The sequence below is a fragment of the Pseudomonas sp. PME37.24/025 genome (assembly GCF_055556615.1).
In genome coordinates this window covers 1-240 of record NZ_JBVHNK010000456.1, presented here as the reverse complement: position 1 = coordinate 240, position 240 = coordinate 1, and the positions used below count along the sequence as shown (strand labels likewise).

The 240-nt window shown below is 55.4% G+C and carries 1 pseudogene; it reads left to right on the top strand.

Annotated elements, in window-relative coordinates:
- Positions 1–26: 26 nt before the first annotated feature.
- Positions 27–240 (top strand): annotated as a pseudogene (locus ACZ3HH_RS31070) (hypothetical protein); the annotation flags it as partial.

The following is a 240-nucleotide window of genomic DNA, read 5'->3' as shown; positions in this document are numbered from 1 at the left end:
ATGAATGGGGCTAGTGGCGCATATCAGTGGTGGGGATTGCCAGCGATTTTTTAATCGCCGGAGATCCCTGTGGGAGCGGGCTTGCCCGCGAAAGCGGTCTACCAGTCAATATTGATGTTGGATGTGCCGGCCTCTTCGCGGGCAAGCCCGCTCCCACAGGTATTGGGAGCAACCCTAATTTTGCGATCCATCCGGGCTATCAATCTGCTCCAGCATCCACTTCACAAAATCCCGCACCTT